The sequence below is a fragment of the Natronoarchaeum philippinense genome, from assembly GCF_900215575.1.
Lineage (GTDB): Archaea > Halobacteriota > Halobacteria > Halobacteriales > Natronoarchaeaceae > Natronoarchaeum > Natronoarchaeum philippinense.
This window is the reverse complement of record NZ_OBEJ01000006.1, coordinates 49121-75994: the sequence shown is the minus strand read 5'-3', so window position 1 is coordinate 75994 and position 26874 is coordinate 49121. Positions and strand designations below refer to the sequence as shown.

The window sequence follows — 26874 nt, the reverse complement described above, 5'->3', positions numbered from 1 at the left end:
ACACGCTGCCGCCGAACCTCGGCGCCGCCGTCGACGCCCTCGAAGACGACGAGGTCATCCAAGACGCCCTCGGCGAGCACGTCGCCGAGAAGTTCGTCGAAGCCAAGCAGGCCGAGTACGACGAGTACAAGGCCGAAGTCTCCGACTGGGAACTCGACAACTACCTCGAAACCTACTGAGGCGGCGTCGCGTCCCCGAGGCACGACCGACCCTTTCGGTCACCTCCGCCGGGCGTGCGAGGCTCGTGCCGGCGGTGCTGTAGGGACTCCAGTGGACTGGCTACTCACGACACTGCGAGCGATCGGAACTCAGGCTTCCGAACGGGGGGAACCTACGACGAAACGCCAAGTTCCGGCGCGGGCCCACGAATTCCGGCGACGACGGCGCGAGCGCCTTCGGTAGGGTTTTGGGCTCCCTGCTCGTTTCTCGTGGCATGAGCGACTACCAGCCGATCAGCGAGCACCTCGACGACGTGTCGGGCGCTCGTGAGGACGGCCACCGCAAGATGGACTGGGCGCGCCAGCACATGCCGATTCTGGCGGACCTGCGCGAGGAGTTCCGCGACGAGCAACCCCTCGCGGGCGAGCGCGTCGGGATGGCGATGCACGTCGAAGCCAAGACGGCCTGTCTCGTCGAACTGCTCGCGGAGGGCGGCGCCGAGGTGGCGGTCACCGGCTGTAACCCCCTCTCGACCCACGACGACGTCAGTGCCGCGCTCGACGAGCACGAACGCATCACCAGCTACGCCAAGCGCGGCGTCGACGACGAGGAGTACTACGCTGCGATCGACGCCGTCATCGAGTTCGATCCGACGGTGACGGTCGACGACGGCGCCGACCTGATCTTCCGCATCCACCAGGAGTACCCCGACCTGATCGAGACGATCGTCGGCGGCTGCGAGGAGACGACCACCGGCGTCCACCGCCTGCGCGCGATGGACGACGACGACGCGCTGGAGTACCCCGTGTTCGCGGTCAACGACACGCCGATGAAGCGCCTGTTCGACAACGTCCACGGCACCGGCGAGTCCTCGCTGGCCAACATCGCCATGACGACGAATCTCTCGTGGGCCGGCAAGACGCTCGTCGTCGCGGGCTACGGCGACTGTGGCCGCGGCGTCGCCAAGAAAGCCGCCGGGCAGAACGCCGACGTGATCGTCACCGAGGTCGAGCCCCGCCGCGCGCTCGAAGCCCACATGGAGGGCTACGAAGTCATGCCGATGGCCGAGGCCGCCGAGAAGGGCGACGTGTTCCTCACGACGACGGGCAACCGCGACATCATCACCCGCGAGCACTTCGAGAAGATGGATGACGGCGTCCTGCTGGCCAACGCCGGTCACTTCGACGTTGAAGTCAACCTCGACGACCTCTCGGATCTCGCCGTCGACACCTACGAGGCCCGCGACGGCGTCCAGACCTACGAACTGGAAGACGGCCGCCGACTCAACGTCCTCGCTGAGGGTCGACTGGTCAATCTCGCCTCGCCGATCGCGCTGGGCCACCCCGTCGAAGTGATGGACCAGAGCTTCGGCGTGCAGGCCGTCGGCGTGCGCGAACTCGTCGAGAACGGCGACGAGTACGGCGCCGGCGTCCACGACCTGCCCGACGACCTCGACCGCGAGATCGCCGAGATCAAGCTCGCCGCCGACGGCGTCGAGTTCGACGATCTCACCGACGAGCAGGCCGACTACATGAACAGCTGGCAGCACGGGACGTAAGCTCGGTCACCCCTCCTTTTCGATGGCACCGTCCTCGACGAACAGCGACACGCGCTCGCCGGGCGCCAGATCGTCGACGAGGACGCCGAACTCGCCGCCGCCGACGAACGCCCGGACGCGGGGCTGGGCGGCCTCGGCGTCGGTTCGCTCGCAGACCAGTTCGATCGTGCCCGTTTCGTCGGCCTCGATCTCGAACGTTTCCATACGCTAGCTACGGCGTCCCGACGTATCGTCGCTTGTGTCGGACGTGTCGCTACTTCGCCGGTGACGGTTTGACGCCACAGACGCCGCGGCGTCGTGACGCCGACGCGACGCCAGTCGATCTTGCGACGCCGAAGCGATGCCGGCCGACAATCGCTGCCCTCACCCGGCTGTCGCCGATTCGTCGGGCTGGCTCTCGGTGGCGTCGTCGGCGTCCGCATCGTCCTCCTCGACGACCGAGCCGGTCCAGTTGCCGACGAGGAACCACGCGCCGACGAGCACGGCGGCGCCGACGTGCGAGAAGGCGATGCCCCACCAGACGCCGGTCGCGCCCATCCCGAGCAGCGCAATGAACGCCAGCGTCGGCGGGATGCGCAGTCCCCACTGGGACGCCGCCGAGAAAATAAAGGCGGTGCGGGTGCTGCCGGCGCCGCGGAAGCCGGCGTTGAGCACGTGGAACAGGCCCATGAACACGTACGTCGGCCCGATGATCTTGAAGTAGTTCGTCCCCATGTCGACGACCGCCGCGGCGTCTTCACCCTGAATGAACACGCGCACGAGCGGCTCGGCGAACAGGAACGCCAGCACGCTGAACACCGAGAGGATGGCGACGATGATGCCCGAACTCAACAGGACGGCCGTTCGCGCCCGGTCTTCCTGCCCGGCGCCGAGGTTCTGGCCGACGGCCGTCTCGGTCCCCTGCGAGAGTCCGACCGCCGGGAGGTAGACCAGCGTGTTGATCCGGTTGCCGATGCCGTAGGCGGCGACGGCGTCGGCGCTGACGAGGCCGACCAGCGCCGTCATCCCGGTGTAGGCCAGCGAGTTGGCGCTCTTTTCGAGCCCGGAGGGGCCGCCCACGTCGAGAATTTTCTTGATGACCGACAGCTCCGGGCGCAGGTCAGACAGCGATAGCGAGATGCCGACGTACCCGCGAAAGAGCATCCAGAGGCCGATCACCGCGGCGACGCCCCGCGAGAAGACCGTGGCCACCGCGGCGCCCTGCACGCCGAAGCCGGTGAAGCCGGTGGCGTCGAGCAGCCGCGCCTGTAGGGATTCGAGGCCGGTCCAGACGAACACGGGGTTGTTCTCGAACCCGAGGATCATGAACGGGTCGAGCACGACGTTGAGCGCGACGCTGACGCCCATCAGGTACAGCGGCGTCGTCGTGTCGCCCCACCCGCGCAGGATCGCCTGAAAGATGAAAAAGCCGAACATGAACACGACGCCAACGAAGAACGTCCGCGTGTACTCGACGGCCAGCGCGTGGACGGCCGTCCCCGGCTCCGTGCCGACGTACGGCAGGAGGATCGGCGCGAGCACGTAGCCCAGCGCTGCGAGCGCGACCGAGGTCAGCGAGACGAACGTGATCGTCTGCCCGGCGACGCCGGCGACCTTGTCGTCGTTACCGGCGCCTTTGTGCTGGGCGACCAGCACGGTGCCGGCGACGGTCAGCCCGCTCCCGAGGCTGATCATCAGGAACGAGAACGGTAGCGCAAAGCCCAGCGCGGCGACCGGCTCGGAGCCGAGTCGCCCAACGAAAAAGGTGTCCGCGAGGTTGTAGGTGACCTGCAGGAGCTGGGAGCCGACGATCGGCAGCGACAGCGCCAGCAGCGGCTTCAGCATCGGCCCTTCGGTGAGCTCGACCGACTGGTCGTCAGGCACGGCGCTCACCTCCTCTCTGGCCGTCGGCGTCGCCGCGCGCCACTGTACCGGCGTCATCCACGAGGTGCCGGCCCCGATTCACGCGTCGGCACCCTCCGTTCGCTCGGACTCGACCAGCAACTCGTGGACCAGCAACTCCTCGATGCCCGCCATCGCGTCCTCGCTCGGGGCGTCTTCGCCGAGGATCACGTTGTGGGACTGGGCGCCCTCGATGGCCGAGCGAAACAGCGCGGCGAAGTGCTCCGGGTCGACCTCGCGGAAGACGCCCTGTTCGATGCCGTCCCGGACGATGTCGGCGATGTGCTCGCGCCAGACGGCGTCGTTGCGCGCCAGTTGCTCGCGCAGCGCCTCGTCGTATGGCGCCTGCGCGCGCAACTCCAGCAGGGCGGTGTGGAACTCGTCGACGCCGTCGTCGCCGGTGCCCCCGACGACCAGTTCGGCCAGCCGAAGCAGGCGCTGTTCGGGATCCGTTTCGGGGTCGTGTTCGAGGTCCTCGAGGAACTCATCGTGGATCGTCTCCAGACAGGTCGCCAGTAGGTCCGCCTTCGAGTCGAAGTGGTAGTGGATCAGCGACGTACTCTTGTCGAACTCCTCGCCGATCGCCTCCATCGTCAGGTCGGCGTACCCGTGTTCGTACAACGCCGTGAACGTGGCGTCGACGATCTCGTCTCCGGTAGTCATAGTTGATTGAGTGCCCAATCAATATTTAAAGGCAGTGGTCGGAGGGCCGTCCCATCGTGGCAGATCGGAACTGAAAGCGAAACGAACCGGTGGATGATGACCGCGATCGAGGGTTACGCGTCGTCGACCGGCTGTACGTCACGATACCCGCACGTCGGACAGTGGACGATCGCCGGGTCGTGGCACGTCTCGAAGACCCGGTCGCACGCCGAACACCGGAGCGTTCGCGTGCCCGTTGGGTCACTGCCGTCTTCGTCGCGGTCTGTACTCATCTCTGTGTCACTCTCTGATGCCAATGGTAATTAATATGTCTCATTATGTATAGAAAGTACCCGTTGAAATTTCGGATTTTCCGACAGATGCAACGCCGGCGCACGCTCTGTTGGATTCCATCACAGTAAGGTAGGTCGACGCCGTAGCACCGTCGATGGCAGAGCCACTGCGCGTCGCTGCCGGCGAACGCTCGGCCGACGACTTGCTCGACGCGCTCGACGACGGCCGACGAGTCGTCGTCGAGACGGAGATGTTCGGCGCCTCCCACGAGGTGACGCTGCGTCACGACGGCGACCTGTACTACTGCGACACGCCGACGACGCTGCACCGCCACGAGACGCCCGACGGAATGTACCAGTGTATCATCAAAAACGGCTACGGCGCCGAGTAGTTGTGGTGACGCCTCGCGGCGGCGTGTAGCCGGTTTTATCTTTCCCGACGCCGAGGTGCTCTCATGAGCGATGCCGCCGAGCCGGATATGCAGACGCTGATGGAAAACGCCGATCCCGCCTTCGAGGACGTACTGTCCTGCGTGTTCTGTATTCAGGATCACGAAACCCGGACCTACCTTTCGCTGCTGGACCGGCCCGGTAGCACCGTCGAGGAGTTGGCCGACGCGCTCGACCGCGACCGGAGCAACGTCAACCGCTCGCTGTCGACGCTGCTGGAGGCCGGGCTGGTCGAGCGCGAGCGCAGACTGCTCGATTCGGGCGGGTTCGTCTACCAGTACACCGCGGTTCCGCTGCCGGAAGCCAAGGAACTGCTCCACGACTCGCTCGATGCGTGGGCCGAGACCGTCCACGACGTCATCGAGTCGTTCGACGGCGAGTAGCCCGCCGAAACCCGCTCGCTTTTCCCGGTGGGGTTCCACGTACCGAGCAATGAGTCTCGAACTCGACGCGCCCGCGGCGGCCGAACCCGACGCTGCCGACGACGGCGTCTGGCTGGCCTGTATCGAGTGTGACACCGTCCTCGCCCCCTTCGACGATGTCGTCTACACGTGTCCCGACTGTGACGGCCTGCTGGAAGTGCGCTACGCCGATCTGCCGACCTTCGATGACTTCGAGGGCAGCGGCGTCTGGCGCTACGACGACGCCCTGCCCGTCGAGATGGGCGTGACGATTCAGGAGGGTAACACCCCGCTCTACCCGGTACCCGACCTCGAGGACGAGACCGGCGTCGACCATCTCCACGTGAAACACGAGGGGATGAATCCCACGGGCAGTTTCAAGGATCGCGGCATGACCGTGGGCGTGCAGGTCGCTAGCGAACTCGGCGTCGATCGACTGGCCTGCGCTTCGACTGGAAACACCAGCGCCGCGCTGGCGGCCTACGGCGCGCGCTCGACGCTGGAGACGCTCGTGCTCCTGCCGGCGGGGAAGGTCGCCGCGGGGAAGGTCGCCCAAGCCAGCCTCCACGGTGCGCGCATCCTCGAAGTCGACGGCAACTTCGACACCTGCCTCGACATCGTGCAGGAGCTGGCGGGGATGGGCGAGGCGTACCTGCTGAACTCGCTGAACCCCTTCCGTCTGGAGGGCCAGAAGACGATCGGCCTCGAAATCTTAGAGCAGTGCCAAGACCGGACCGGCGAGTTCCCCGACCGGATCATCCTGCCGGTCGGCAACGCCGGCAACACCAGCGCGCTGTACAAGGCGTTCCGCGAACTCGTACAGGCCGGCGCGCTGGACGAATCCGAGGTGCCCAAACTCACCGGCGTGCAGGCCGAGGGCGCCGCGCCGATGGTCGAGGCCATCGAAGAGGACAACGACGAGGTCCGACGCTGGGACGAGGTCGAGACGCGCGCGACGGCGATCCGCATCGGCAACCCCGTCAACGCGCCCAAGGCGATTCCGGGTATCCGCGAGACCGACGGCACCGCCGTCGCGGTCTCCGACGAGCAGATCACCGACGCCCAGCGCTCGCTCGCCGAGGAGGGCGTCGGCGTCGAACCGGCGAGCGCGGCGTCGATCGCCGGCCTGCGAAAGCTCCGCGAGGAGGGCGTCGTCGACGCCGACGAGAACGTCGTTTGCCTGACGACCGGTCACCTGCTCAAGGACCCCGACGCCGCGGCGGCGGCCGGTGCCGACCCCGAGCCGGTTCCCGGCGACACGGAAGGCGTCCTCAGTCATCTTGATGACTGAGGGCTCGAAGCGGCGTCGCCGCTTCGGCGTTCTCGATCACTTGGAGTGATCGAGAGCACGTCGGATCAGTAGTCCGACGGCGTCCTCAGTCATCTTGATGACTGAGCGTCTGGACTACCGGGCGGCTCGGCGACTCGATGCCGCCGGACGCCGTGCGTCGGACGCGCGTCTCACATAATTTTTCATTATAGTATCGCGTACGGTCTTGTCGTCCGATGTCGCTCAACGATCCGTCCTTCGACGGCCGAACCGACCACCCGACTGACGGCAAAGACGGCCCCCCGATCACCGATCCGGCATCCGTGTTGTGGACTGCCGCCGACCGTCGCCAATCGCGAGCTGCGATACGAACCGAGAACCGACTGCTCCGGGCGCGCGCGGTGGCGCTCGAACGGGAACTGTCCGACAGCCACGAGACAAACCGGTGCGTGATCCAGCGGTACGAGCGCCTGTTGTCAGAGCACCGAGCAAGGAGTGCAGCGAGCGAGCGTGGAGCGTCCGATTCCGCTCCGGCGTCCCGCCTTCGTGCGATCGCCTCGGCGGTGCGTGATCGGGTTCTTCGGTGGTGACGCCGTGTCTACACCGACGGCTCGATTGCGAACTCGAAGCGTGCGCCTCCCGATTCGGCGTCGGTGAGTTCGACGGTCCAGCCGTGGGCGTCGGCGAGCGTCTGGACGATGTAGAGGCCGAAGCCGGTGCCGTCCTCGGCGTTGGTGTAGCCCTGCTCGAACACCGCCTCTTTCTGATCGTCGGGGATGCCGGGGCCGTCGTCGGCGACGTAGAAGCCCTTTGCCGTGGCTCCGACCGTGATTTCGACTGGGGAATCGGGACTGTGTGCGTGCTCGACCGAGTTGCGAAACAGGTTCTCCAGCAATTCGACGAGTCGTGTCGGGTCGGCGTCGACCGTTCCCGAGCCGTCGATCGAGAGCGTCGCCCCGTCGGCGTCGATCGCCTGCCACGCGTCGCGAGCGCTTCGGGACAGCGAGACGGTCTCGGTTTCGCCGACGATCTGGCCCTGCCGGGCCAGCGTGAGCAACTCGTCGGTCAGTCGGTTCATGCGGTCGAGCGCCCACTCGATCTCCTCGACGATATCGCCGTCAGCGTCGACCTGTCCGAGGTAGCCCCGCGCGACCGAGAGGGGGTTGCGAAGGTCGTGGCTGACGATGCTGGCGAACTCCTCGAGGCGCTCGTTTTGCTGGGCGAGCACCCGTTCGCGCTCTCGGAGTGCTTCTTCGCGGGCCGCCCGGTCGAGCGCTGCTTCCATGTTCGCGGCCAGCACCGATGCGAGTTCGATCCCGAACTCGCTGAACGTGCCGCTTGTCGAAGCAAAGCCGAGCACGCCGTGTTCGCCCAGCGGCAGCGTCACCGCGACCGGATCGGCGTCGATCTCGCCGTCAGTACCGACCTCTCCCTCGACGACCGAGAGCTCGCCGCCGTCGGCTGGCCTGTCCTCGATGAACTGGGCGCGACCGGTCTCGTAGGCACGGCGGAACCACTCCCCGTAGCGCTCGGCGAGCGTCGGGTCGGTCTCATCTTCGGCATCCACTTCGGTCGGCTCTACCACCTCGATGTCGGCGTCAGCTTCGGCCGCGTCGATCGGGGCGATGTCCTCGTCGCTGTGGTCGTTTGCAACCGGCGTCAACCCGCCGGGATCTGCGAGGGCTACCTCGACGACCGGAAGGTCCGGCACTTCCTTGGCGATGTCGACGGCGACCTCGGCGATCTCCCGACGTGTTTCGGCAGCGACGAGGTCGCGGCTGGCCGCGTGGAGCGCATTGAGCATCTCCTCTTGACGCTGCTGTTCGGTGATATCTCGGGTGGTCCCGATGATGCCGACGACGTTGCCGTCGCTGTCGTAGCGCGGCGCTTTCGTCGTCGACACCCAGCGATCCCGGCCGTCGGCGTCGACGAAGTGCTCGATCTCGTTGATGATCGGCTCTTCGGTCTCCATGATCTCTTTCTCTTGGGCCCACAGCTCGTCGGCCTTCGAGGGACTGAACAGCTCGTGGTCGGTGAGGCCGATCATCTGCTCGCGAGAGAGTCCGTACTCGGCGGCAGCGGCGGCGCTGGCTTCGGCGATGCGTCCACGGTCGTCCTTGATGAACACCTGATGCGGCAGGTACTCCAGCAACGAATCGAGCTGTTGGCCGTCGCTCTGGAAGGAGTCTCCGGCGCCGGCAACGTCCCGCAGCCGTCGGCTGACTGCCACGGGAAACTCCTCGTCCATCCGGACCGCTGGGCCGGCCGTGATCACGTCGGCCGCGCCGGCGTCGAGCCCGGCCCTGATGTCGCCGTCGTCGGGATCGCGGACGACGAGGACAATCGGTACGTCCGGCAGAAACGTCCTGACGGCTTCGAGCTGTTCGATGCCGTCGACGCCCTCGGCTGTGTGATCCAGAACGACGGCACAGTCTGGATCGAAGTCACTTCCGGCGGCTGCAGCCGGCTCCCCGATGGTCTCGACAACGGCGTCGGTGCCGTCTGTCCGAAGCGACCGCTCTACCTCTCGGAGATCACCGACTGGATCGACGAGAAGGACGTTCATCGTCGCCTGATCCGTCGCCATGCTCTCGACTGTGATGGTATCTCTTCGCGTGATGGCCTGAAAACAGTACCGGCGGACTGAGGTGTCGGCTCACGCATATGACGCACGCTCGATACCCCGTAGTTCAAACCGGGTGCCGTGGGGGTCGGCGTCGGTGAGCTCGACGGTCCAGCCGTGGGCGTCGGCGAGCGTCTGGACGATGTAGAGGCCGAAGCCGGTGCCGTCCTCGGCGTTGGTGTAGCCCTGCTCGAACACCGCCTCCTTCTGGTCGTCGGGAATCCCGGGACCGTCGTCGGCGACGTAGAAGCCCCCTGTATTCTGGCCTGCATCGGCGTCTACCGGCCCGACGGAGACTGCCAGCGGATCGTCCGGGTCGTGAGCGTGCTCGATGGCGTTACGGAACAGGTTCTCGAGCAACTCGAGCAATCGGTCCCGGTCGGCCGTGATCGCCCCGAGTCCGTCCGCGACCGAGAGCGACGCCGTGTCGGTTTCGACGCCCTGCCACGCCTCCCTCACTGTGGCTGCCAGATCGACCCGTTCGGTTTCGCCGACGATCTGGCCTTGCCGGGCCAGCGTGAGCAACTCGTCGGTGAGGCGCGTCATTCGATCGAGCGCCCATCTGACTTCCTCGGCGGCGGAGTCGTCATCGTCGAACATCTCGGCGTACCCTTGCGCGACCGAGAGTGGGTTGCGGAGGTCGTGGCTCACGATGCTGGCAAACTCCTCTAAGCGCTCGTTCTGTCTAGCCAACTCCCGTTCCCGATCTCGAATCGCCTCCTCGCGGGCGGTCCGGGAGAGCGTCGCCTCGACGTTGGCAGCAAGCACCTCCGCGAGGTCGAGGCCGGCCTCGTCGAACGACCCGCTGGTCGAGGCGAAGCCGAGCACGCCGTGTTCGCCAAGCGGTAGCGCGACCGCGACCGGATCGACGCCGTCGCTCACGTTCGACTTGGCGTAGCCGACGACCGCCTCGTCGCCGCCGTCCGACAGCGAGACGACGTACTGGCCGGTACCGGTCTCGTAGGCGCGGCGGAACCACTCCTCGTACCGCTCGAAGACGGAAGTGGCGTCCGCCGAATGTCCGGTCGCAACGGTCTGTAGCTCCTCGTTCGCGTCGTCGTACAGCACGACCTCCAGCACTGGAATGTCGGGAATGTCCTCGGCGATGTCGACGGCCGTCTGGGCGATGTCGTCGTACGTCTCGGCAGTGACGAGGTCGCGGCTGGCGGCGTGCAACGCGTTCATCATCACCTCGCGGCGTTTCTGGTCAGTGACGTTCCGCGACGTTCCGATGACGCCGACAGGGGTGCCATCCTCGTCGTAGCGGGGGGCTTTGGTCGTCGACGCCCACTTGTCCTGCCCGTTCTCGACGTAATGTTCGACCCTGTTGATGATCGGCTCGCCGGTCTCCATGATCTGCTGTTCTTCCTCGTACAGCTCCCGGCCGAGTTCGGTGTCGAACAGGTCGTGATCGGTAAACCCCTGTATCTCCGCCTGCGTGGGCTCGTGTTCGTGCATCGCCACGTTGCTCATCGTCGCGATGCGTCCCACGTCGTCTTTGATAAACACCTGATGGGGGAGATACTCCATCACCGACGACAGCAACTCGCTGTCGGTCTGGAACGACTCGCCCATCCCGGCGGCGTGGCGAAGCCGCCTGACCAGCAGCGTCGGGAAGTCCCGTTCCTCGCTAATCGCCATGTCGGGACCGACACAGATCACGTCCGCGGCCCCCTCCGAGAGCATGTCCGGGCCGGTGTAGGCCGCCGGGTCGATCGAGAACACCACGATCGGCACGTCGCCGGCCCGCTGTTCGACCGCGTGCAACTGTCGCTCCCCGTCGACGTCTTCGGCGCCGTGGTCGAGCACGACGATGCAGTCGGGCGGGTAGCTGCTCGCGTTCCGCACCATCGACGCCGCGTCGACCGTTTCGACGGCCTCGCCGGCGTCGCGGAGCATCCGTACGATCTCCCCGAGGGCATCGACGGGGTCTACGAGTACGACGGATAGTTGCGTGCGATCTGATCCCATAGCCAGAACGATCAGCTATCGTATTCCGAGCGCACCCTCAAAATACTGACGCCCGTATTTTCGCGTCGACGACCCTAGCGAGTCGATCTCGTCCGCTCAGTCGCTGCGGCCGTCGAGCGTGATCTGGCGCACTTCGATGATACGATCGTCGGCTTCCAGACTGTCCCGGACCGCTTCCGGGACCGGGCCGTCGAGGTTGTACACCGACAGCGCCTCGCCGCCGATGGTTTCGCGGGCGTTGAACATCCCCGCGATGTTGATGTCGTAGTCGCCCAGCACGCTGCCGATGTGGCCGATCACGCCGGGGGCGTCCTCGTTGCGCGCGACCAGCATGTGGCCGTAGGGGATCGCGTCGACGCGGTAACCGTCGATCCGGACGATCCGCGGGTCGTCGCCGGCAAACAGCGTTCCGTCGACGCTGATCTCGCGCTCGCCGTCGCTGGCGGTGACTGTGATCAGGCTCTGGAAGTCCTCGGCCTGTCGGGTCTTGGTTTCGGTGACGTCGACGCCGCGCTCTTCGGCGATCTTGGGCGCGTTGACGGCGTTGACCTGCCACTCTAGGGGCTCGAAGACGCCCTTGAGCGCGCTGGCGGTGACGAGTTCGACGTCCTCGTCGGCGATCTCGCCCTCGTAGCGCACCTCGACATCTGCGAGTCGGTCGCCAAGCAGCTGGGCGGCGATCTTACCGGCGGTGTCGGCGAGTTCGAGGTACGGCTCGACGCGGGGGAACGCGCTCTCGTCGATCGAGGGGGCGTTGAGTGCGTTGATCACCGGCTCCTCGCGGAACGCGGCGACGACCTGATCGGCCGTCGAGACGGCGACGTTCTCTTGGGCGGCCTCGGTGCTGGCGCCGAGGTGTGGCGTGACGATCACGTCGTCGACATCGAGCAGCGGGTTGTCCTCGGGCACCGGCTCGTCGGCGAACACGTCGATGGCCGCGCCGGCCATCGTGCCGTCCTCGACGGCTTCCGCGAGTGCGGGCTCGTCGACGACGCCGCCACGGGCGCAGTTGACGAGGTAGCCGTCTTCGAGCTTGGCGAGTTCGTCGTGGCTGATGAGGTTCTCGGTCTCGTCGGTCAGCGGGACGTGGACGGTCAGGAAGTCAGCGCGGTCGAGACACTCCTCGAGATCGACCAACTCGGCGCCGAGCTGGTCGGCGCGGTCCTGACTGATGTAGGGATCGTAGGCGACCAGATCCATCCCGAGCGAATTGAGCTTCTTGGCGACCTCTTGGCCGACGCGGCCGAGGCCGACGACGCCCAGCGTCTTCTTGTTGACCTCGGTGCCGAGGTAGTCGCCCTTGGCCCACTCGCCGTCCTTCAGGCGGATGTGGGCCTGCGGGATCGAGCGCGCGGCCGCGAAGGCCATGGCGACCGTGTGCTCGGCGGCGGCGCGGACGTTGCCCTCCGGTGCGTTGGCGACGATCACGCCGTGGTCGGTGGCGGCGTCGATGTCGATGTTGTCGACGCCGATGCCGGCCCGCCCGACGATGACGAGGTCCTCGGCGGCCTCGAACACCTCTTCGGTCACCTCGGTGCCCGATCGGACGATCAGGCCGTTGGCGTCGGAGACGGCGTCGAGCAGCGCGTCGCCCTCGACGTCGTAGGCGGTCTCTACCTCGTTGCCCGATTCGCGGAGCCGTTCGAGGCCGGCGTCCGCGATGGGGTCTGTCACGAGTACCTTCATACGAGTTGGATACAAGGGGTCGGGGATAACCCTTTCTTCATCGGGACGACGGCGTTTCCGCCGACAATTCGGCGACGGCGCCCGGACGGACGCCGATCGGCGGCGTCGCCGCACTCGCTCAGATCGTGATCAGCGCCGCACCGACGACGATCAGCGCGGCGCCGGCGACGATGCCGCGCGTGACGCGTTCGAGGTCGCGCAACAACACGCCCGCAAAGAGGACGGTAAACAGCGGCGCCGTCGCCACGAGGGGGTCGACCAGCGCGACGCGGCCGGATTCAAGTCCCAGCGCCGTCATCAGCGAGAGCATCGCCACCGTCGTCAACAGTCCGCTGGCGGCGAAGTAGCGGTACGTCTCCGGCGGTCTGGCGAGCACGTTGGCCCGTCCTCGTGCGAGGACGTAGCCGGCGAGCGCGATCATCCCCGCGGTCTCGTTGAGTGCCACGGCTTCCAGCGGCGAGATAGACGACTCCAGCAGGCCGTAGCGACGGGCGACGTTGGCGAGGCCGAACGTCGCGGCGGCCGCCAGCGGCCACACGAGGTCGCGGGGCTGCCAGCCCTCCAGATCGCCGCCCTTCGAGATCGTCAGCACCGCGAGGCCGCCGACGAGCACGACGATGCCGGCGGCAGTGAGCGGGCCGACCGGCTCGCCGAGCGCGACCAGTGCCACGAGCGTCGCAAACAGCGGGCGCGTGCTCAGAATGGCGTTGTTGAGGCTCGCGCCCACCCGGTCGACGCCGACGAAGATCACGATTCGGCCCGCCGCCGTCCCGACGACGCCGGCGCCGACGAACACTGCGAGAATCTCCGTCGTGAGCCCCGAAAACGCCGCCCCGCCGTACAGCACCGTGATCGCGGTCCAGTAGATCGCCACTTCGACGACCACGACGACCAGCGACGCCTGCACCGATCCGCCCCCGGCGGCCATCCCGCGCTTGTCGAAGATCGGCGTCAGCCCCCACAGCACCGCCGGGACGAGCGCGAGCGCGATGGGGTTCGAGAGGACGCCAGTCACGGGCTCACTCGTCGTGGGCGCTCTCGTCGATCGCCATGCCCGTCGTGATGATCGCCTGCATCCCTTCTTCGACCGTGAGATCCACGTCGTGAATTCGCTCGACGGGGATGTTCACGAGATGGCCGCCCATCACCGGGTTGGGCGCCATCGGCACGAACAGTGTCTGCATCTGTTCGTACCCGGCGGCGTTCTCGATCGCATCGGGGGATTCGGCGGTCAGAAACGCGATGGCGAAGCTCTCCTGTTGGGGAAACTCGACGAGTTTCACCTCGCGGAAGCTCTCGGTGTCGCCCTCGATCATCACCTCGCTCATGCGGTCGACGCTGGTGTAGATCGAGCCGATCCCCGGCAGTTCGCTCATCAGCCTGTCGATCCGGTCCCCGAGCCCCGTTCGTGGGCCGTGCTGGGCCGACAGCCCGACGAACATGATCGCGCCGAACAGCATCGCGGCCGCGAAGATTTCGGTGACGATCGCACTCATCTCCGAGGCGGGGCCGAACTCGCCGACGACGCCGACGAGCGGCGCCAGTGCGTCCGAAACGAAGTTGATCCCCCACTGTAGCACCAGCACCGTCACGATGAACGGGACGGCGATCGCAACGCCCGACAGGAACGCCTGCTTGAGGTCCCGCTGCACCTCCTCTCGTTCGGTCGGCACGTCGACGATATCGTCTACGCCGCGATTGGTCATACCCGCCGTTGTGACTCCACTACGAAAGGCGTTCCCCGACAGCCACGCATCGCACTCGCCGATCGGCGCAGCGACGCGGCGCCGAATCGGACGTTTTTCAACCCCGCTGTGCCAACGCTCGATCAATGACGCTTGTCGCGTTCGACTTCGACGGCACGCTCTCTGACTCCGAGATGACGGTGCTGCTCGGCGACCAGTACGACGTTGCCGACCAGATGGAATCGATCACCGAGCGGGCGATGAACGACGAGATCGACTACGCCACCAGCCTGCGCGAGCGCGCCGCGCTGCTGGAGGATCTCCCCGAAGACCGCGCTGCGGCGGCTTTCGAGCAGGTGTATCTCCGCGACGGCGCCGCCGACCTGATCCGCGATCTCAACGACGCAGGCGTCCACACCGCGATCCTCACCGGCGGCTTCGAGCGCGGCGTCGCGGCGGCCCTCGACCGTGAGAACGTCTCCGTCGACACCATCGTCGCCAACCGCCTGCCGATCGAGGACGGCCACCTCACCGGCGATGTCGAGGGGCCGCTGATCGAGGGGACCAAAGACACCGCCCTCGAAAATCTCGCTGAGGAGGTCGGCGTCGACATGGACGACACCGTCGCGGTCGGCGACGGCGCCAACGACCTCCCGATGCTCAAGGTCGCCGGAACGCCCGTCGGCTTCGTCCCCAAAGACGCCGTCCGCCCGCACTGTCAGGTCGTCGTCGCAACGATGGATCGACTCGGCGCGGTGCTCGAAGACGACGGCGTGCTGTAGCACGAGGCCTGCTACCGTCTCTCGGCCCGACACCCGCAACCTTAAGTCCGTACGCTTGATGTTCGGCACGTATGGACTACTCGCTCGCGGTCGACGGCGCGCCGGAGACGATCTCCGGCGGGACCGGCGTACTGCTGCTCCACCCCAGCACCGGCGAGACCGACCGCATCGACACCGACTTTTTCAAGACCGACACCGATCACTTTCTGGTCATCTCGACGCGGACGACCGCCCGCGAAGTCAAGCAGAAACTCGAGTACTACGACGTCGACGAGACGTCTGCCGAAATACTGGACACCCTGAGCGTCGAACGCGGTTACTCCCGGCGCTCCAGTGACTCGGTCCACTACGTCGGGTCGCCCGACGATCTCGACGGCATCGTCGAGCAGACCGAGCGCTTCCTCGACTCCCACGAGGGCAAGGTCCGGATCAGCCTCGATTCGATCACTGAACTCGCCTACTACGCCGGCGAGGAAGAGACCCAAGAAGCGGTCGGCGAACTGCTCGATCTGTTGGCCGATCACGACGCAGTCGGCCTGTTCCACCTCTCCAAAGAAGTCCACCCCGAGGACGTGCTCGAATCCTACCGCGAGCAGTTCGACGGCGTAATCGATCTCGACGCCGACGGCGAAACCGACACCGAGTTCTGATCGTCGGCGTCGCCGGGGAAAACGGAGTCAGACTACAGCATCTCGAACGTCTTTTCGGCCCACTTCACCGCGTAATCGGCGCTGCGGTTCGCGTAGGCGCGGTTGTCGAGCGCACCAAAGGGATCCGGCAGGTCCATCCCGTGTTTGATGCCGCTGCAGGCCAACTCGGTCGCGTCGGCGAAGTCGGTCTCGCCCTGTGCGACCAGCGTGGGGAGATCGGTCAAGCGCCCCTCGATCCGTTCGCCGGCGTCGTCCCACGCGGCGCCCAGCCGCGAGCCGTCCTCGTGCCACTGCGCGAACGTGTTTCGAGTAAAGAGTCCGACCCACGCGTCGGTGAGCGCGGCGGCGATCTGGTAGGTGCTGTTTGGATCCCGGTCGACGGCGGCGTCGAGCTGGGGGTACCGATCGCCGAAAAACTCCAGAAAGTGCTCGGGCGCGTCGATGCCGATCTCCACTAACGCCTCGGCGATCAGAAAGTCCACGAAGTCCTCGGGCGCGCCCTCGACGCGGGGCTTGACCAGTATCACCGGCGGGTCGGTCTGGCGCGTCCAGACGACGCTGCCGTCGCCCGGCATCCCGATCGTGAAGTCGCTGCCGGCGTAGCGGTGCAACAGCGCAGGGGCGTCTTCGGGCACCCACTCCTCGGGATAGCTTGCCGGATCGAGTTCGTCGACCAGCAGGCCGAGGTCCTCGGCCTGCGCGGGTGGGAGCGTCTCGAAGTCGGACTCGCAGTCCAGCACGACGGCGCCGGGTGCGAGTTCCTCCCGAACTGCGTCGAGATCCTCGGGAAGGTCGCGCTCGGAAAACATCAAGCGAGCGTCTGGACGATCAGCGCGAGTGCGAGTATCCCGGCGATGCCGACGGTTCCGACGACGATCTTCGTGGCTTGGCTCATGTTCGCACGCTGGCGTCGCTGTCGCTTAAATGCTTTCAGATTGGGGCGAGGAGAGCACCGTCTGGTCTCATCTCAGGGGTCTCGACGGTTCCCATCCGTCTCCCCCTCCGATCCGAACGTTCAAGAGCGATTGGACAGACGGCTGTCGATATGCAGATCACGCTCGACGACGCCGGGCACGAGCGCGTTGCGACGCTCGACATCGAGACGACCCACTACGACGCTGCTGCGGGAGAACTTGTCTCGATTGGCGTCGGTGTCCACGATCGCGGCGCGTCGGCTTCGACGACGGAGTACCGGACGTTTCATAGAGGCCGTTTCGATGAAGCCGAAGTAGTCGAGCGAGCGATGGCGCAACTCGACGATTTCGGCGCCGACGCGCTCGTCTCTTACAACGGGACGCAGTTCGACCTCCAGTTCATCGAGGACCGATTGGACATTCTCGGCCGCGACGACGTGCGAACGCTGCCCGAGTACGCCCAAACGAACCACATCGACCTGTTCGTGCCTCGAAAGCGGATCGCCGACTATCAGAACGTCGAGTGGCCCGCTCTCGAAGACTGTCTGGACGCCTACGAGTATCCACGGCCCGAAACGGTGTGGAACGGCGACCCCGTCACGAACACCCGGTTCGGTGAGGAACTCGGGCCGCTCTTTTTGGACTCGCGGGACGACGCTGCCCGAACCGACGCGCTGTCGGCGGTCATCGACCACTACTTGATCACGGATCTGGAGGCGAACATCGCGCTGTACTACGCTGATATCGGGCACCCGTTCGAGCCCGCTCGCCTCGGCGACGTGGGCGAGTTCGAAGTCGCGGAGTGACTCTCTCCGGCAGCTCCCGACTCGACGCGGCGGATCTCTGGACGGCGTCCAACTGCTTTGCTTCCCGCGAGCGACGATTCTTTGAGCGCCCCGTCCCTACGGCTGTGCATGACCCTCACCGACCGTCCGCGTCGACTGCGCCGCGACGGCGTCCGCGAGCTGGTCAGCGAGACCAGCCTCTCTCCGGAGGACCTGATCGCGCCGGTGTTCGTCGACGCGACGACCGACGAGCGCGTTCCGATTCCCTCCATGCCGGGCCACGAGCGCGTCCCGATCGAGCAGGCCGTCGATCGCGTCGAGGAAGTTCTGGAGACGGGCGTCGAGGCGGTGATGCTCTTTGGGATCCCTGAATCGAAGGACCCGCAGGGCTCTCGCGCTTGGGCCGACGACGGCGTCGTGCAGGAAGCGACGCGCCGGATCACCGCCGAGACCGACGCCTACGTGATCACGGACGTGTGTCTCTGCGAGTACACCGACCACGGCCACTGCGGCATCGTCGAGGACGCCGCCGTCGAGGACCCCGACCTCACAGTTAAGAACGACGAGACGCTCGACCTGCTCGGAAAGATCGCCGTCTCGCAGGCCGAGGCGGGCGCCGAGATGGTCGCGCCCTCCAGCATGACCGACGGGATGGTCGGGGCGATCCGCGAGGCACTGGACGGCGCCGGATTCTCGGACGTGCCGATCATGAGCTACGCCGCCAAGTACGAGAGCAGTTTCTACGGCCCCTTCCGCGACGCAGCCGACGGGGCGCCCGCGTTCGGCGATCGGCGCCACTACCAGATGGACCCCGCGAACCGCGAGGAAGCCACGCGGGAGGTGCGCCTCGATGTCGAGCAGGGCGCCGACGTGCTGATGGTCAAGCCCGCGCTGCCGTACCTCGATATCGTCCGCGACATCGACCGCGAGTTCGACTACCCCGTCGCGGCATACAACGTCTCCGGCGAATACGCGATGCTCCACGCCGCCGCCGAGAAGGGCTGGCTCGATCTCGACGCCGCCGCGACCGAGTCGCTGCTGTCGATCAAACGCGCCGGGGCGGATCTGATTCTGACCTACTTCGCCGAGGACGTGGCGCGGCGTCTGTAGCGTTCTCCTGACCGTCCGGACGGTAATTTTAACTCACACCAATCTGAACGCGGAGCTATGACTTTCCTGTCACGTCGCCGTCTCCTCCGCCGGACCGTCGCGGGCGCCGCAGCGGCGTCGAGCGGCGCCCTCGCGGGCTGTTCCGGTATTCTTTCCTCGGACGATGCATCCGACACCGGCACCGCGCTGGCGCCCGAGCGCGAGCCGACGTATCGGCAGTGGTTTCCGTCCCCCGAGGTGCCCGAGAACGGATTGGACTTCGTCGGCTACTGGTATCTCGACGTTCGCGCGCTCGCCGCCCACGAGGATCGACTGCCCGAACCGCTGTATCGGTGGCTCGCCAACCTTCGCGGCGGGCAGGACGCCCTCGGCATCTCCTTCGAGGACATCGACGCCGTGATCGATCCGATGCCGCTCTGGATCTCGGTCGTCGTCGGTTCGTACGACGCCGACGCCGTCATCGAGACGCTGCTCGGAACGGGCTACGAGGAGTCGGGCACTCGCGGCGACTTCGCGCTGTTCGAGGGGTCGCTCGGCCAGCGGGCCGCCGTGAAAGACGGGGCGGTCGTCTGGCAACACGAGTTCGCAGACGACGACCTGCTCGACGCCGTAGTCGACGCCCGCCGCGGCGAAGTGCAGCGATTACACGAGTACAGCGACGCCGCCGCGGCGCTCACCGAGGCGATCGGTCGCCCGGCCCGGATCTATAGCAACGTCGGCGCCGACGCCGAGGAGGCGCTCGACATCACTCGCGCCAACGCGTACGCCCGGCTCCTCGACTTCGATGGCGAGTCGACTCACGAGTCGTTCGTGGTGCAGTTTCCCGAACCCAAGCAGGCCGAGGCGCTCGACGCCTCGGTGGTTCGCGACGCCGCCGGCGATCTGCTGGTCGACGGCGACCTCGGCGTCGTCCGCACCGACGGCCGAACGATCCGACTCGACCAGACCGCGCCGACCGCCGAGTTCGGCGCCGACATCGACCGACTGCCGGCGCCGACCGTCACGTGGACGGTCGAATACGAGGAGATCGCCGCGAAGCTGACGGTCGAACACGCCGCCGGCGATCCGGTCGACGCCGACCGGCTGACGCTCGAAACTGTCGGCGGCGATCTGTACGATCGACAGTTCGCGGACGAGTACGAGACCGTCACCCCCGGCGACTCGGTCACGCTGTTCACCGACGAATCGCTCCAGATTAGCTGGCGAGGAACGGGCGGAAGTCTCATTCGACGGTTCGAGCCGTAGCGCTACCCCTGCCCGTAGCCACACTCCGTGCATTCGAGCTGAAACTGCCCGTCGCCGAATCCGACATCCTGTCTCGTCTCCTCTTGGCACTGCGGACAGTACGCACGCGAGTACAGTTCGTCCCAGTCGTGGCTGGCGCCCGGCGCGCCGATCGCCCAGCCGACGACGCGGTCCTCGCCCTCGTTCGAGCCCTTCTGGAACTCGCCGGGCGGGAATCGGATTAGCTCGCCAGCATCGACCTCGACCGTCTCGCGGTCGATGCCGACCTCGAACGTCGCGGTGCCGTCCTCGACGTAGAAGATCTCCTCTTGATCTTCGTGGGTGTGCAACGCTCCCGAGAAGGACTCGCCGGGCTCTAGCTCGAAGTAGTTCATCGCCACGTCCGTCGTCCCCAGTGCCCGGGAGACGGGCTTGCGAACGCTGTGGACGCGCATCGGGTTGATCTCCGTCTCGACCTCCTCGATCGCGGTTTTCTCCATGTCCGGTGTCCCGGCCCGAGCGACAATAAACGTACCCCGGGTTTGGTGTTGCCGTGTGGCCTCGGCGTCGTCACTCACGCCCGCACTGGGGAACGACAACTCCCGAAACGAGCGTTTGACTCAGTCGAACTCGTATGTACGTTCGTCCAAAAGGAATACCGAACGAGCGCGAAGTTCGGCAGACGAACGTCCTTATATACGTATAACCTACTATTACTTCGAGAGATTTCCAATTAGGGAGTTCGATAGTAGACGAACGTAAACGCTAATCCTTATATTGGAGTGCTTCATGAAGTCTAATCGTAATGCAGAACACGATCGTTCGCAATACGAGCGAATTGGTGGACGAATACGAGTCCTCTCCCCCGGGGACTACGGGGATCGCGGAGGTGACGGCATGGTAACGCCCCTACAGGTAGATCCGACGGTGCTGGCCGAGGGGATCAACCTCATGTGGGTGCTGGTCGTCTCGTTCCTGATCTTCTTCATGCACGCCGGCTTCGCAATGCTGGAGGCGGGGCAGGTGCGCTCGAAGAACGTCGCAAACCAGCTGACGAAGAACCTGCTGACTTGGTCGGTCGGCGTGACGGTGTTCTTCCTGATCGGTGCCGGCGTCTCCTCGCTCGTCGGCGGAAGCGGGTTCTCGCCCGCCTTTGCCGCCGAGAGCGCAAACGACTGGGTCAGTTGGCTGTTCGGCGCCGTCTTCGCGATGACGGCGGCGACGATCGTCTCCGGCGCGGTCGCCGGTCGCGCGAAACTCCGCGCGTACGTCGGTTACACGTTCCTGCTGGCGGCGGTCATCTACCCCGTCGTCACCGGCCTGACGTGGGCCGGCGAACTCATCGCCATCAACGGCGTGGTGTTCCAAGACTTCGCCGGCGGCATGATCGTCCACGGCATGGGCGGCGTCGCCGGCCTCACCGCGGCGTGGGTGCTCGGTCCGCGCATGGACCGGTACAACGAGGACGGCACGGTCAACGTCATCCCCGGCCACTCGCTGACCTTCGCCGTGCTCGGGACGCTGATCTTGGCCTTCGGCTGGTACGGCTTCAACGTCGGCACCGCCGCGACGGTGTTCGCCGTCGAGGACGGCGCGCTCGTGCTCGGTGCGTTCGAGACCGTCGGTCGCGTGGCGATGACGACGACGATCGCAATGGCCTGCGGTGCGATCGGCGCGGGGACGGTGTCCCTGCTCAAGACCGGCAAGGTCGACACGCTGTACGTCGCAAACGGCCTACTGGCCGGCCTCGTCGGCATCACCGCGATTCCCGACACCACCACGTGGTGGGGCGCGTTCGTCGTGGGCGGCCTCGCCGGCGCCCAGCTCCCGATCGTCTTCGAGTTCGTCGAGAAGCGCCTGAAGATCGACGACGTCTGTGCGGTGTTCCCGGTCCACGGCTCGGCCGGCATCCTCGGCACGCTGCTGTTCCCGTTCGTCGCCACCTCGGCCGCGCTGGAGGGCACGACCGTCCTCGAAGCCTTCGCCGTGCAGGTCCTCGGCGTCGGCGTGATCGGCCTGTGGACCGTCGTTGCGACCGCCGCGGTGTTCGGCGCGCTCAAGCTCGCCGGGCAGGCCCGCGTCACCCCCGAGCACGAGCGTGACGGGCTCGACGTGTCCGAACACGGCGTCGACACCTACCCCGAATTCGGTCAGCCCGACGTGGCAACCGACGGCGGCAACGACGTTGTTCGCACGGACGGCGGCGTCGCCGAGAGCGAGATCAAGATGGTCATGGCGATGATCCGTCCCGACCGCCTCGGCGAGGTCAAACAGCAACTCGCCGAAGCCGGCGCGCCGTCGCTGACCGTCACGAACGTCTCCGGCCGCGGCAGCCAGCCCGCGAAGAAGGGCCAGTGGCGCGGCGAGGAGTACACGGTCGACCTCCACCAGAAGGTCAAACTCGAATGCGTCGTCGCCGACGTACCCGTCGAAGATGTCGTCGAGGCGATCCGCGAGGGCGCCAACACCGGCGAACCCGGCGACGGCAAGATCTTCGTCATGCCGGTCGACGACGCCCTGCAGGTCCGCACCGGAAAGAGAGGTCCCGACGCAGTGTAGGGGCGGTCGTCGCCGGACGATATCGGCGAAACGGCTTCGGCTGTCTCTGCCACGAGTCTCGTTGCAGCCGGCGCGTCGGTGGGTGGCCCCCGCGACCGTGCCGGATTCTTTCGTTTTCAACGTCGATAGCGACAGCACCGCAGCGTCGACAGCGACGACTTCGGTGCTCGTGCCGGCCGGGACGCCGCTGATCGTCCAGTGGCGGATTCGACGGCGTCTCGTGCTCCGGTACGCTGTCGCCACACCCGCCTTCGGTACTGATTTCACGCGCGAGGCCCACCACGGGAGCATGAACCACGACCGCTCGCGCGACCTGTACGACCGGGCGCTGTCGTCGATCCCCGGCGGCGTCAACTCTTCCGTCCGTGCGATCAGGCCCTATCCCTTCTTCGTCCAGCGAGGCGACGGCGGCCACGTCGTCGACGCCGACGGCAACCGCTACGTCGACTTCGTCAACGGCTACGGCCCGCTGCTGTACGGCCACGATCTGCCCGATCCCGTGCAGGCCGCGATCCAGTCGGCCGCCAGCGAGGGGCCGATGTACGGCGCGCCCACCGAGATCGAGGTCGACCTCGCGGAGTTCGTCGCCCGGCACGTCCCCAGCGTCGAGATGACGCGCTTCGTCAACTCCGGCACCGAGGCGACCGTCTCGGCGGTCCGCCTCGCTCGGGGGTACACCGGCCGCGACAAGATCGTCGTCATGCAGGGGGGCTACCACGGCGCCCAAGAGTCGACGCTCGTCGAGGGCGATGTCGAGGACCACGGCCCGAGCACCAACGGCATCCCCGAGGAGTTCGCCGAGCACACGCTCCCGGTGCCGTTCAACGATTTCGACGCCGTTCACGAGACGTTCGAGGCCCACGGCGACGAGATCGCCGCCGTGCTCACCGAGCCGATGCTCGGAAATATGGGCATCGTGATGCCCGAGGACGGCTATCTGGAGACGCTGCGCGATGTCACCGAGGACCACGGCTCCCTGCTGATCTTCGACGAGGTCATCACGGGCTTTCGCGTCGGCGGCCTGCAGTGCGCTCAGGGCAAGTTCGGCGTCACGCCCGACGTGACGACGTTCGGCAAGGTGATCGGCGGCGGCTTCCCGGTCGGTGCGATCGGCGGCCCCGCCGAGATCATCGAACACTTCACGCCCGCGGGCGACGTGTTCCAAGCCGGTACGTTCTCAGGTCACCCCGTCACGATGGCGGCGGGCTACGAGTCACTGAAATACGCCGCCGAGAACGACGTGTACGAGCACGTCAACGAGTTGGGCGAGAAGCTACGCCGCGGGCTCACCGAGATCGTCGCCGACAAGGCGCCCCAGTACACCGTCGCCGGCACCGACAGCATGTTCAAGGTCTTGTTCACGCGCGAGGGTCCCGGCTCGACCGACGGCCAGTGCGAGGCCGGCTGCAAGCAACGACCCGACTGCCCGCGCTACGACTACTGCCCGAAAAACGGCGCCGAGGTCGCCGACTGTGACACCGAGCGCTGGGAGCGGCTGTTCTGGCCCGCAATGAAAGAGCAGGGCGTCTTCCTCACGCCGAACCAGTTCGAGTCCCAGTTCGTCAGCTACGCCCACACCGAAGAGGACATCGAGACGGCGCTGGACGCCTACGAGCAGGCGCTGTAGGCACTTCCGCCTCACCGGTCGGTCCGGTAACCGCGGCGTACCGTCGCTCGACGCCGTGCGCTTTTGGTAACCGGTACATACTTTTTGGGCGCTGTGACGACGGCTCAATCGTGTCCGACGCCACCGCGTCACAGGCGTCAGCCGTCGCGTCAGAGGAGACGCCGGCAGCCGGCGGAAGCCGGTGGTGGTATCTCATCGCCGCCGTCCCCGTCGTCTACACGCTCACGCTCGCGCTGGCGCCGATGTTCACCCTCTCGGTCGTCGTCGGCCAGCCGATCCCTACCGCTGGCGTGTTTCTCTCGCCCAAAGTCACGATTCTGGTGCTCGGAACGCCGGCGTTTCTCGTGACGCTGTCGCTCCCGCTGGCGCTCCATCAGGATCTCAGGAGTCTCCCGCTCGACGCCGCCGACTGGTCGCCCGACCGCGAGGCGTGGGCGCTGCTCGGCGCCGTCGGGCTGTTCGTTCCGGGGTACGCGCCCGTCGTCGCCAGCTACTACCTGTACCGCCGGTTCCGGAGCGTCGGCTGACCGCCGCCGGGCCCGCCGTCCAGCGCCGCGCTGCCGGCCAAAGAGTGTCCTTTTCACCGTGGCTCTCTCAGGTCCGTGTATGAGTACTCGCGGAACGATTCGTCTGGCGACACGGGGGTCGGATTTGGCTCTCCGCCAGGCGACGACGGTGAAGGAGGTCTTAGAGGACCGCCGCTACGACGTTGAACTGGTGGAGGTCGAGACGACCGGCGACCAGATTCAGGACGAACTGATCCACCGGCTCGGCAAGACCGGGGCGTTCGTCCGGAGTCTCGACGAGAAAGTCATCGAGGGCGACGTCGATGCCGCCGTCCACTCGATGAAGGACATGCCGACCGACCAGCCCGACGACCTGCTCGTCGCCGGCATCCCCGAGCGCGCCACGCCGGGCGACGCGCTGGTCACGCCCGACGGCTCGACGCTCGACGAGCTTCCCGAGGGCGCGACCGTCGGCACCTCCAGCCTGCGCCGGCAGGCCCAACTGCTCGACGCCCGCCCCGACCTGACGGTCGAACCGCTTCGGGGCAACGTCGACACTCGGATCGAGAAACTGCTCGCTCCCGGCCTGCAGGCCGAACACGAGGCCCGCACCGAGGCCGAGAAAGAAAAGAAGGGCTCGACCGACGACGACTACGAACACCCCTACGAGCAGGACGTGGAGACGTGGTTCTCCGAGCTCGACGAGATCGAGCGCCGCGCCCTCGAACGCGAGCCCGACACCGAGTACGACGCCATCGTGCTCGCCGAAGCCGGCCTCGACCGCAGCGGCCTGGCCCACCGCGTCGAGTACCGACAGCTCCCGACCAGCGGCTTCGTCCCCGCGCCTGGACAGGGCGCGCTGGCCGTGACGAGCCGCGACGACGAGATCGGCGAGGCGCTGACCACGCTCTTGGACCACCCCCGAACGCGCGTCGAGACGACCGTCGAGCGCGCCGTCCTCGCCGAACTCGGCGGCGGCTGCGTCGCGCCGATCGGCGTCCACGCCGTCCTGCGCGGCGAGTACGTCCACGCCGACGTGCAGGTGTACAGCCGCGACGGCACCGAGTCCGTCACCGCGAGCCGCGATCTGCCGGCCGACCGTCACGTCGCGGCGGCCCGGTCGCTCGCACGCGAACTGGCCGAGCAGGGCGCCGACGACCTGATCGCGCAGGCTCGCCGCGATGACGAAGAGCCGGAGGCCAAGCGCGAGGAGTCTGCATGAACGCCCGCGATCCCGACGCCGCGGCGGGATCGGGGTCCGACGACGCGGCGGGCGACGCCGCTCCCGAACCGGCCGACGGCAAGGTCTATCTCGTCGGGAGCGGCCCCGGCGACCCCGACCTGCTGACTGTCAAGGCCCGGCGACTGCTCGACGAGGCCGACGTGGTGCTCCACGACAAGCTGCCGGGCCCGGACATCATCGGCCTGATTCCAGAGGAGAAACGCGAGGACGTGGGCAAGCGCGCCGGCGGCGAGCGCACCTCCCAGCAGTACACCAACGACCGGCTAGTCGAACTCGCCCGCGAGGGCAAGACGGTCGTCCGGCTGAAGGGCGGCGATCCGTTCGTGTTCGGCCGCGGCGGCGAGGAGCTGGTCCACCTCGCCGAGCGGTCGGTCCCCGTCGAGGTCGTCCCCGGCGTCACCTCGCCGATCGCCGGCGCGGCAGTCGCCGGCATCCCCGCGACCCACCGCGATCACGCCTCCAGCGTCACGCTCGTGACTGGCCACGAGGACCCCACCAAGGAGGAGTCCGCCGTCGACTGGGACGCGCTGGCGGCGACCGGCGGCACCCTCGTCGTGCTGATGGGCGTCGGGAAACTGCCCGACTACACCGCCGCGCTGCGCGATGCCGGGATGGACGCCGACACGCCCGTCGCGCTCGTCGAGCGCGCCACGTGGCCCGACCAGCGCGTCGCTACGGGACAGTTAGAGACGATCGTCGACGTGCGCGACGAGGAAGGGATCGAACCGCCCGCGATCACCGTGATCGGCGAGGTCGCCGCCACGCGCGATCGCGTGCTGGACTTTCTGGACAACGAACCGGACGCCGACGCCGCGGATCGGCCCGACCGGGACGTCTTCGGGGAGGACTGACCCG

The 26874-nt window shown here is 66.8% G+C and carries 26 protein-coding genes and 1 pseudogene; 15 read left to right on the top strand and 12 right to left on the bottom strand.

The genetic code is table 11. The annotated features are described in order from the left end of the window. Positions 1-179, top strand: a pseudogene (locus CRO01_RS15125) (glutamine synthetase); the annotation flags it as partial. Positions 180-433: 254 nt separating this feature from the next. Then, complete coding sequence (locus tag CRO01_RS15120; protein WP_097010004.1) at positions 434-1717, top strand: adenosylhomocysteinase; 1284 nt, start codon at positions 434-436, stop codon at positions 1715-1717. 6 nt (positions 1718-1723) lie between these two features. Here the strand turns inward: CRO01_RS15120 and CRO01_RS15115 are convergent, their stop codons facing one another. The 4 genes from CRO01_RS15115 to CRO01_RS16740 form a co-directional block, all read right to left on the bottom strand. Continuing rightward, positions 1724-1921 (bottom strand): hypothetical protein, encoded by a 198-nt coding sequence (locus CRO01_RS15115; RefSeq protein ID WP_143824970.1) that lies wholly within the window; start codon positions 1919-1921, stop codon positions 1724-1726. 159 nt (positions 1922-2080) lie between these two features. Then, entirely contained in the window at positions 2081-3541 is a 1461-nt protein-coding gene (locus CRO01_RS15110; RefSeq protein ID WP_375097350.1) for an MATE family efflux transporter, read from the bottom strand. A 117-nt stretch (positions 3542-3658) separates the two neighbouring features. Beyond that, entirely contained in the window at positions 3659-4261 is a 603-nt protein-coding gene (locus CRO01_RS15105) for a TetR/AcrR family transcriptional regulator (RefSeq protein WP_097010002.1), read from the bottom strand. 113 nt (positions 4262-4374) lie between these two features. Beyond that, positions 4375-4533 carry a hypothetical protein gene (locus CRO01_RS16740; RefSeq protein WP_179747506.1) on the bottom strand — a complete coding sequence of 53 codons (159 nt, stop codon included), beginning with the start codon at positions 4531-4533 and terminating at the stop codon, positions 4375-4377. A gap of 155 nt (positions 4534-4688) precedes the next feature. Between CRO01_RS16740 and CRO01_RS15100 the strand changes: the two genes are divergently transcribed. The 3 genes from CRO01_RS15100 (at position 4689) to thrC (ending at position 6675) form a co-directional block, all read left to right on the top strand. After that, a complete protein-coding gene (locus tag CRO01_RS15100) occupies positions 4689-4925 on the top strand; it encodes a hypothetical protein (RefSeq protein ID WP_097010001.1) in 237 nt (78 codons plus the stop codon). Positions 4926-4988: 63 nt separating this feature from the next. Beyond that, positions 4989-5366, top strand: coding sequence for a helix-turn-helix domain-containing protein (locus CRO01_RS15095; RefSeq protein WP_097010000.1), 378 nt, complete (start codon positions 4989-4991; stop codon positions 5364-5366). Between the two features lie 49 nt (positions 5367-5415). Beyond that, on the top strand, positions 5416-6675 hold the full coding sequence (thrC, locus tag CRO01_RS15090) for a threonine synthase (RefSeq protein ID WP_097009999.1): 1260 nt from the start codon (positions 5416-5418) through the stop codon (positions 6673-6675). Positions 6676-7252: 577 nt separating this feature from the next. On the opposite strand, the gene CRO01_RS15080 is transcribed toward thrC, so the two are convergent. The 5 genes from CRO01_RS15080 to CRO01_RS15060 form a co-directional block, all read right to left on the bottom strand. Next, entirely contained in the window at positions 7253-9241 is a 1989-nt protein-coding gene (locus CRO01_RS15080) for a PAS domain-containing protein (RefSeq protein ID WP_097009997.1), read from the bottom strand. Positions 9242-9310: 69 nt separating this feature from the next. After that, positions 9311-11248: a hybrid sensor histidine kinase/response regulator gene (locus CRO01_RS15075; protein ID WP_097009996.1), complete on the bottom strand. Its 1938-nt coding sequence runs from the start codon at positions 11246-11248 to the stop codon at positions 9311-9313. A 96-nt stretch (positions 11249-11344) separates the two neighbouring features. Further along, a complete protein-coding gene (gene serA / locus CRO01_RS15070; RefSeq protein ID WP_097009995.1) occupies positions 11345-12934 on the bottom strand; it encodes a phosphoglycerate dehydrogenase in 1590 nt (529 codons plus the stop codon). Positions 12935-13052: 118 nt separating this feature from the next. Then, a complete protein-coding gene (locus CRO01_RS15065) occupies positions 13053-13949 on the bottom strand; it encodes an EamA family transporter (RefSeq protein ID WP_097009994.1) in 897 nt (298 codons plus the stop codon). A 4-nt stretch (positions 13950-13953) separates the two neighbouring features. After that, positions 13954-14640, bottom strand: a complete 687-nt coding sequence (locus CRO01_RS15060; RefSeq protein WP_097009993.1) for a DUF502 domain-containing protein — start codon at positions 14638-14640, stop codon at positions 13954-13956. A 125-nt stretch (positions 14641-14765) separates the two neighbouring features. Here CRO01_RS15060 and serB point away from each other — a divergent pair, with 125 nt between their 5' ends. Beyond that, positions 14766-15401 (top strand): phosphoserine phosphatase SerB, encoded by a 636-nt coding sequence (serB, locus tag CRO01_RS15055; RefSeq protein ID WP_097009992.1) that lies wholly within the window; start codon positions 14766-14768, stop codon positions 15399-15401. Positions 15402-15472: 71 nt separating this feature from the next. Then, positions 15473-16051, top strand: coding sequence for a DUF7090 family protein (locus CRO01_RS15050; RefSeq protein WP_097009991.1), 579 nt, complete (start codon positions 15473-15475; stop codon positions 16049-16051). Positions 16052-16083: 32 nt separating this feature from the next. On the opposite strand, the gene CRO01_RS15045 is transcribed toward CRO01_RS15050, so the two are convergent. Together CRO01_RS15045 and CRO01_RS17180 are read right to left on the bottom strand one after the other, a co-directional pair. After that, positions 16084-16860, bottom strand: a complete 777-nt coding sequence (locus CRO01_RS15045; RefSeq protein WP_097009990.1) for a DUF7089 family protein — start codon at positions 16858-16860, stop codon at positions 16084-16086. Continuing rightward, complete coding sequence (locus CRO01_RS17180; protein WP_449289591.1) at positions 16860-16946, bottom strand: adenosine deaminase; 87 nt, start codon at positions 16944-16946, stop codon at positions 16860-16862. Before CRO01_RS17180 ends, CRO01_RS15045 begins: the two co-directional genes overlap by 1 nt. A gap of 150 nt (positions 16947-17096) precedes the next feature. Here CRO01_RS17180 and CRO01_RS15040 point away from each other — a divergent pair, with 150 nt between their 5' ends. From CRO01_RS15040 to CRO01_RS15030, 3 genes are all read left to right on the top strand, one after another. Continuing rightward, positions 17097-17771 (top strand): ribonuclease H-like domain-containing protein, encoded by a 675-nt coding sequence (locus CRO01_RS15040; protein WP_097009989.1) that lies wholly within the window; start codon positions 17097-17099, stop codon positions 17769-17771. A 108-nt stretch (positions 17772-17879) separates the two neighbouring features. Beyond that, the gene (gene hemB, locus CRO01_RS15035) at positions 17880-18860 is read left to right on the top strand and encodes a porphobilinogen synthase (protein ID WP_097009988.1); all 981 of its coding nucleotides are present in this window, start codon (positions 17880-17882) and stop codon (positions 18858-18860) included. 57 nt (positions 18861-18917) lie between these two features. Then, on the top strand, positions 18918-20105 hold the full coding sequence (locus CRO01_RS15030; RefSeq protein WP_097009987.1) for a hypothetical protein: 1188 nt from the start codon (positions 18918-18920) through the stop codon (positions 20103-20105). A gap of 2 nt (positions 20106-20107) precedes the next feature. On the opposite strand, the gene CRO01_RS15025 is transcribed toward CRO01_RS15030, so the two are convergent. Continuing rightward, positions 20108-20584 (bottom strand): cupin domain-containing protein, encoded by a 477-nt coding sequence (locus CRO01_RS15025; protein ID WP_097009986.1) that lies wholly within the window; start codon positions 20582-20584, stop codon positions 20108-20110. A 397-nt stretch (positions 20585-20981) separates the two neighbouring features. Between CRO01_RS15025 and CRO01_RS15020 the strand changes: the two genes are divergently transcribed. From CRO01_RS15020 to cobA, 5 genes are all read left to right on the top strand, one after another. Next, positions 20982-22643 carry an ammonium transporter gene (locus CRO01_RS15020; protein WP_097009985.1) on the top strand — a complete coding sequence of 554 codons (1662 nt, stop codon included), beginning with the start codon at positions 20982-20984 and terminating at the stop codon, positions 22641-22643. A 289-nt stretch (positions 22644-22932) separates the two neighbouring features. After that, entirely contained in the window at positions 22933-24270 is a 1338-nt protein-coding gene (gene hemL, locus CRO01_RS15015; RefSeq protein WP_097010009.1) for a glutamate-1-semialdehyde 2,1-aminomutase, read from the top strand. A gap of 110 nt (positions 24271-24380) precedes the next feature. Continuing rightward, the gene (locus CRO01_RS15010; RefSeq protein WP_097009984.1) at positions 24381-24797 is read left to right on the top strand and encodes a hypothetical protein; all 417 of its coding nucleotides are present in this window, start codon (positions 24381-24383) and stop codon (positions 24795-24797) included. A 79-nt stretch (positions 24798-24876) separates the two neighbouring features. Next, positions 24877-25998 (top strand): hydroxymethylbilane synthase, encoded by a 1122-nt coding sequence (gene hemC / locus CRO01_RS15005; protein WP_097009983.1) that lies wholly within the window; start codon positions 24877-24879, stop codon positions 25996-25998. After that, complete coding sequence (gene cobA / locus CRO01_RS15000; protein ID WP_097009982.1) at positions 25995-26870, top strand: uroporphyrinogen-III C-methyltransferase; 876 nt, start codon at positions 25995-25997, stop codon at positions 26868-26870. The genes hemC and cobA overlap by 4 nt, the downstream gene beginning before the upstream one ends. Positions 26871-26874: the final 4 nt, after the last annotated feature.

Bases quoted from the DNA above. Each gene is read 5' to 3' on its own strand.
- CRO01_RS15120 (WP_097010004.1), top strand. From the start codon at position 434: ATGAGCGACTACCAGCCGATCAGCGAGCACCTCGACGACGTGTCGGGC.
- CRO01_RS15115 (WP_143824970.1), bottom strand. From the start codon at position 1,921: ATGGAAACGTTCGAGATCGAGGCCGACGAAACGGGCACGATCGAACTG.
- CRO01_RS15110 (WP_375097350.1), bottom strand. From the start codon at position 3,541: ATGCTGAAGCCGCTGCTGGCGCTGTCGCTGCCGATCGTCGGCTCCCAG.
- CRO01_RS15105 (WP_097010002.1), bottom strand. From the start codon at position 4,261: ATGACTACCGGAGACGAGATCGTCGACGCCACGTTCACGGCGTTGTAC.
- CRO01_RS16740 (WP_179747506.1), bottom strand. From the start codon at position 4,533: ATGAGTACAGACCGCGACGAAGACGGCAGTGACCCAACGGGCACGCGA.
- CRO01_RS15100 (WP_097010001.1), top strand. From the start codon at position 4,689: ATGGCAGAGCCACTGCGCGTCGCTGCCGGCGAACGCTCGGCCGACGAC.
- CRO01_RS15095 (WP_097010000.1), top strand. From the start codon at position 4,989: ATGAGCGATGCCGCCGAGCCGGATATGCAGACGCTGATGGAAAACGCC.
- thrC (WP_097009999.1), top strand. From the start codon at position 5,416: ATGAGTCTCGAACTCGACGCGCCCGCGGCGGCCGAACCCGACGCTGCC.
- CRO01_RS15080 (WP_097009997.1), bottom strand. From the start codon at position 9,241: ATGGCGACGGATCAGGCGACGATGAACGTCCTTCTCGTCGATCCAGTC.
- CRO01_RS15075 (WP_097009996.1), bottom strand. From the start codon at position 11,248: ATGGGATCAGATCGCACGCAACTATCCGTCGTACTCGTAGACCCCGTC.
- serA (WP_097009995.1), bottom strand. From the start codon at position 12,934: ATGAAGGTACTCGTGACAGACCCCATCGCGGACGCCGGCCTCGAACGG.
- CRO01_RS15060 (WP_097009993.1), bottom strand. From the start codon at position 14,640: ATGACCAATCGCGGCGTAGACGATATCGTCGACGTGCCGACCGAACGA.
- serB (WP_097009992.1), top strand. From the start codon at position 14,766: ATGACGCTTGTCGCGTTCGACTTCGACGGCACGCTCTCTGACTCCGAG.
- CRO01_RS15050 (WP_097009991.1), top strand. From the start codon at position 15,473: ATGGACTACTCGCTCGCGGTCGACGGCGCGCCGGAGACGATCTCCGGC.
- CRO01_RS15045 (WP_097009990.1), bottom strand. From the start codon at position 16,860: ATGTTTTCCGAGCGCGACCTTCCCGAGGATCTCGACGCAGTTCGGGAG.
- CRO01_RS17180 (WP_449289591.1), bottom strand. From the start codon at position 16,946: ATGAGCCAAGCCACGAAGATCGTCGTCGGAACCGTCGGCATCGCCGGG.
- CRO01_RS15040 (WP_097009989.1), top strand. From the start codon at position 17,097: ATGCAGATCACGCTCGACGACGCCGGGCACGAGCGCGTTGCGACGCTC.
- hemB (WP_097009988.1), top strand. From the start codon at position 17,880: ATGACCCTCACCGACCGTCCGCGTCGACTGCGCCGCGACGGCGTCCGC.
- CRO01_RS15030 (WP_097009987.1), top strand. From the start codon at position 18,918: ATGACTTTCCTGTCACGTCGCCGTCTCCTCCGCCGGACCGTCGCGGGC.
- CRO01_RS15025 (WP_097009986.1), bottom strand. From the start codon at position 20,584: ATGGAGAAAACCGCGATCGAGGAGGTCGAGACGGAGATCAACCCGATG.
- CRO01_RS15020 (WP_097009985.1), top strand. From the start codon at position 20,982: ATGGTAACGCCCCTACAGGTAGATCCGACGGTGCTGGCCGAGGGGATC.
- hemL (WP_097010009.1), top strand. From the start codon at position 22,933: ATGAACCACGACCGCTCGCGCGACCTGTACGACCGGGCGCTGTCGTCG.
- hemC (WP_097009983.1), top strand. From the start codon at position 24,877: ATGAGTACTCGCGGAACGATTCGTCTGGCGACACGGGGGTCGGATTTG.
- cobA (WP_097009982.1), top strand. From the start codon at position 25,995: ATGAACGCCCGCGATCCCGACGCCGCGGCGGGATCGGGGTCCGACGAC.